Source organism: Halobellus sp. Atlit-38R, from assembly GCF_003665925.1.
Lineage (GTDB): Archaea > Halobacteriota > Halobacteria > Halobacteriales > Haloferacaceae > Haloquadratum > Haloquadratum inordinatus.
Genome location: NZ_QXIJ01000272.1, coordinates 1 through 478, shown reverse-complemented (window position 1 = coordinate 478; position 478 = coordinate 1). Strand labels below are relative to the sequence as shown.

Genomic DNA, 478 nt, shown 5'->3' with positions numbered 1-478 from the left:
GATGTCGAGGCCTCCGCTGATGCTGATGTTTCCGCCGACGCAACCGGCGAGAACGACACGACCGAAAACGCAAGCGCCGAATCCGAGTCCAACCTCTCCGTGAGTTTTGACGGCGACGTCACGGCCGGAGAAAACGTGAGGCTCGTCGCCACGCAGAACGGGACTCCCGTCGAGCACGCGACGGTAACCGTGAACGGCGAGGTCGTGGGAACGACTAACGCCGACGGTGAAGTGGACGTCGACATCCCCGAGACGGAAGACGGGACCGTCGTCGTCGCACACGGCGACGCTGAGACTGAGTTGGAACTCGAATTCATCTCAGACGGGTTATAGAACACCGATAACACGGGAAAATCGGACAACATCGTCGCCCAATCGAAAAGGTAACATCCTTATTGGGGCGTCGAGAATGAGGGAATAGACGCTGGTTCGAGCGCACCGGTGTCTCGGCCGAACGAAGTGAGGTCGAGGCTCGGTG

At 59.6% G+C, this 478-nt stretch carries 1 pseudogene; it reads left to right on the top strand.

The features are described from left to right. Window positions 1–333: pseudogene (locus D3D02_RS19330) on the top strand (hypothetical protein); the annotation flags it as partial. Between the last annotated feature and the right edge of the window lie 145 nt (window positions 334–478).